Genomic DNA, 4,951 nt, shown 5'->3' with positions numbered 1-4,951 from the left:
ATCACCAACACGACCAATGCGACCCTTGCTGTAACAGGGGGTAACCTGGTACTTACCGACAGCGAAGGCAACACTACTACTATATCTTTATCAGATATTAACGTTGTTACAACATTAGTTAATAATTTAGATGGAACATATACATATACAAATGAAGAAGGTAATGATGTAATCATCGATACTAATGGTCTTACAATCAACGAAGCAGCAGGTGTATATACCTTCACGGCAGCGGACGGCAGTATTATCGACACGATCGATACCAACGCCTCGGCCCTTGCCTATGACAATACCGCTTCAGGCCTAACTGGTACTACTGTACAGACAGCTATTGACGAGGTAGTAAATACTATTGATAATCTTGCAGATGGAGACATCAATTCAACAGATATTGATGTTACAGGAGGGACGGGAGCAACATTTAATGATGTTACCCTTACTATTGCAGACGGTGCTGTAACTACAGCTAAGTTAGCTAATGATGCGGTTACTAATGCTAAACTTGCAGATAATGCAGTTGCAACAGAGAACATTGTTAACGGAACTATTATAGAAGAGGATTTTGCTGATGGTGCTGTAACAAGTAATAAAATTCTTGATGGTACAATTAAAACAGTGGATGTTGCCAATGATGCTATAACTGCAGCTAAAATAAATGCTGATGTTGCAGGTACTGGTTTAATTCAGAACACTACAACAGGAGCATTAGAAGTTGATGTTACTGGACTAAGCGGAGATGGAAACATCACATCAACAGACCTTGATGTAACAGGTGGAACTGATGCAGCCTTTGCAGATGTTACTATCAATATTAAGGATGGTGCTGTAACTACAGCTAAGTTAGCTGACGATGCGGTTACCAATGCTAAACTTGCAGATGACGCAGTTGCTACTGTTAATTTAATAGATGATTCAGTAACAGCTGACAAGATAAACGGCGATATCGCAGGTGCCGGTTTAACTCAGAATGCTACAACAGGCGCACTTGAGGTTGATGTTACTGCACTAAGCGGAGACGGAGACATTACTTCATCACACCTTAATGTAACAGGCGGAACTGATGCAGCTTTTAATGATGTAACATTAAGTATCAATGATGATGTTATCAATTCAGACATGATTATTGACGGAACAATAGCTACTGAAGATATTGAGAATGGAGCTGTTACAACTGCAAAAATGAATGCAGGTACAGGAGCTAATGGACGTATAGCTATGGCAGATGCATCAGGTAACGTAAGTTTCAACTCTGTTTCAACTTATAATATTTCTAACGGAGATTCATCAATCTCTGTATCGGGAGGTAATAATGCAGCATTAGCCAATACAAGTATATCAGTAAACAATGGCGGAATTAGTACAGCCAAACTCGCTGATGATTCAGTGACGGCAGCTAAAATAAATTCTGATGTAGCTGGTAACGGTATAACTCAAAATGCTACAACAGGTGCTTTAGAAGTAGATTTAACAGGTCTTAGTGGAGATGGTAATATTACTTCAACTGATATTGATGTTACCGGAGGTACGGGAGCAGCATTTAATGATGTTACTCTTACTATTGCTGATGGTGCTGTAACTACAGACAAAATTGCTGACGGCACCATTACTGAGGCAGATATAGCTTCTGGAGGTAACAACAAAACCTTAACTACAGATGAATCAGGAAATGTTGGATGGACAAATTCACCAGTTATACCTAACAGTATGATGCCTAAGTTTTTCTACATGCCGGCTGTAATATTTGATACATCGGTATATACAGGTACACCTGTAACGGGCATAACAAGAGACTTGTATCAAGAGTATGTTAATCAGTTCGAGGGAGCATCAAACCCATTGATGATTAAGAGTGATGTAGGAGGAGCAGATGAGGCACCGGATGATATACCATATTTACCAACTGCCGAATCATTGTATTATTACATTACTTATTATGATACAGCGGTATTTGCCAACTTAAGTATTGATGCCAACGGTGTTTTAAGCTACGACGTTATAGGCTCTGGTACTCAGACTTCTTACATGAACATTGTATTTGTAATAAAATAAAACAAAGCCTTTGAGCAGGCTTATATAAGCCTGCTCATTTTCTTAAGAAGTAAGAAAATCATGCGAAATCAAGAAATAAAAATAGATAACCACAGCTTCTCAAGAGTTATAGTTTTATGCTTTGCCATGTTTTTATTGGCGGGTGTTAACAAGGCTTTTGCACAGTTTGCCATTATGGAAGACTTTAGAGGTAATGGTAACCCTAGTATAATAATAGGTGGCCCCGGTGGCGGTGGCGGTATGGCTTACCTTACTTCGGGTATTAATGACCCTGTTAATCAGGGTTGGTTAAGACTTACCAATTCATCTACATACCAAAGAGGATACGCTTATGTAGACAATTCATTCCCTTCTTCTTCGGGAGTACTTGTGGATTTTGAATATAAAATGTGGCGAGACGTAAATGACGGGTACAGTGGTGCTGATGGTTTAACCGTATTCCTGTTTGATGCCAATTCTACTTTTGCTATGGGTGGTTACGGAGGATCGTTAGGGTATGCACCTAATGGAGGTTCAGGACTTGCCGGAGGTTACGTTGGTGTAGGTCTGGATGCTTATGGGAACTTTTCTAATCCTACCGAAGGAAGAAACGGAGGCCCCGGAGTTGTGCCAAATGCAGTAGTATTGAGAGGCCCAACAACTACAAATACAGCTACAACGAATGCTTATTTAGGTGGTGCCGCTTTAGGAAACAGGACAGGTGGGGATGATGCTATCAGGGCTAGAAATGAAATTGATTATAATACACAGACTTCAACGAGGCCAACTGACGCACAATTTTACAGAAGGGTACAGTTAGAAATCCTTCCGTTAGATCAGGCAGGTGTATACTATCAGATAATAGTTAGATGGAAGAAATCTTCGGCAGCTAACTTTACCGATTTGATAACCTATACAACAACAACACCACCACCTGCATTATTAAAACTTGGTTTTGGTGCATCTTCAGGAGGTGGTGTAAACTATCATGAAATCAGGAACCTTTTAGTTACAACTCCGGGAAACGTGAGGGTTGACAAAAGAGCTGATAAAGATATTTTAAGAAGCGTAAACGGTTCAGGAGGTGAAAATGTTATTACCTATACTATTGATGTTGTAAATGATACAGATATTGATGCTCTTAATGTGAGCTTTTTAGACGAGGTTACAGATGGTAATGGCAACCTTGTCGCAGAAGGCAATCCGGGTTTTAATATTACTTCAATTACTTCTTCAGGCTTTTCATCTATAACACTTCCTACAGCGGCAAGTTTAACGACAAACCAAATTACAGGAACATTTAATCTTGCAGCAAACAGTACAGGTAAAATTTTCGTAACCGGTACACTAACAAGCATACCCGCCGGAAACATTTTAAATAACACGGCTACTATTACTCCGCCTTTTGATGAGGATTTAAGTAATAACATCAGTACTGTTAGTACGCCTGTGTATGCAGAAGGTGTGGATTTAGTTCTTGCAAGGACTACGGTAAATGACTTATGTATTAATCCGTCAAGCCCGTCAGGTAAAACATTTGAGCTGAGAGTGGCAAATATTGGTCAGAATAATGCAACATACAGAAGAAGAGGATCAACAGGCGAGCGTATAGTAGTGACTAAAGTGATTCCTCCGGGATACACTTATGATGATAGTGCTACGAGTCAAACAACAAGCAATAATGATGCTACAGCCCGTTGGCATAAAAGAACACAGACAGATACTCCTAGTGCAGGATATACAACTTATACTTATTTAGCAAGATATCCTACCGATAACAGTGATCAGATATTAGGACCTGGGAGTATTTATCAAACAGATTATCCTATTATATATACTATTACCCCACCTGTAGGAACAACCTCCTTTACAGATAGTGCTCAAGTTGAATACAGAGCAGAGGTGAATAGTAATAGTTATGGAGGTACAGAACTTCAAACGACTGTTAACCAGGCAAACGATGTTAACTCAGTTACATTAAATGCAGCTCCTACAACTCCTACAGTAACCAGTCCGGTATATTATTGCCAGGGAGAAACTGCGACGGCATTATCTGCAAATACTACAAATGCTTCATATCAATTACAATGGTATGTAGTAAACGGTGGTTTTGCATCAGATTATCCTTTTGTGCCAAGTACAACAACTCCTGGTACAACAACTTACTATGTAAGTCAGAAAAACGCAACGTGTGAAAGTAATAAAGTACCAATACAGGTTATAGTATATGCTTCTCCTACAGCTGGTGCTATTGGTGCTGATCAAACTATTTGTAACGGAGCTACTCCGGCGCAGTTAACCTCTACAACAGCGGGTACGGCACCAAGTGGTGGTACTTTGACTTACCGATGGGAGAGGTCTTTAAACGGTACGTCAGGCTGGACAGCAGTAGGTACAGGTGGTACAGGACTTAATTATCAGCCACCGGCATTAACGGCTACCACATATTATAGAAGGGTTACTGTAGTAACTAACGGAACTAAATCATGTGAAGCAGCTACTTCAAATGTTATTATAACTGTTTTGAGTACAACTAATCCGGGAGGAGTAGGTTCAAATCAAACAATATGTAGTGGCTCAATTCCTGCAAGTTTAACATCCAGTTCACCAGGTACAGGTGCTGGAACCATAACCTATAGATGGGAATCATCATCAGATAACAGTACATGGGCGCCGATATCATCAACAAATAATCTTACGTACCAGCCACCATCATTAACAACTACAACCTATTATCGAAGGGTTACTATATCTACTTCCGGTTCTACAGTTTGTACGGCAGCTACCTCATCTATACAGATTACCGTAAATGCCATACCGGCAGCAGGGAGTATAGGTTCAGACCAGACAATTTGTAACGGGACTACTCCGGCAACTTTAACAGGGAATGTTATTGCAGGTACAGGTGTAACCTATCGTTGGG

The 4,951-nt window shown here is 40.1% G+C and carries 1 protein-coding gene and 1 pseudogene; both read left to right on the top strand.

The genetic code is table 11. The features are described 5' to 3' along the window. The coding region (locus NU09_RS17130; protein ID WP_410501061.1) for a beta strand repeat-containing protein at positions 1–2,049 on the top strand (2,049 nt) is incomplete at its 5' end. 60 nt (positions 2,050–2,109) lie between these two features. Continuing rightward, a pseudogene (locus NU09_RS17000) lies at positions 2,110–4,951 on the top strand (hypothetical protein); the annotation flags it as partial.

The sequence above is a fragment of the Flavobacterium beibuense genome, from assembly GCF_004151245.1.
Lineage (GTDB): Bacteria > Bacteroidota > Bacteroidia > Flavobacteriales > Flavobacteriaceae > Flavobacterium > Flavobacterium beibuense_A.
Note: the sequence above shows the minus strand (reverse complement) of the source record. Positions and strands in the feature narration are given on the sequence as shown.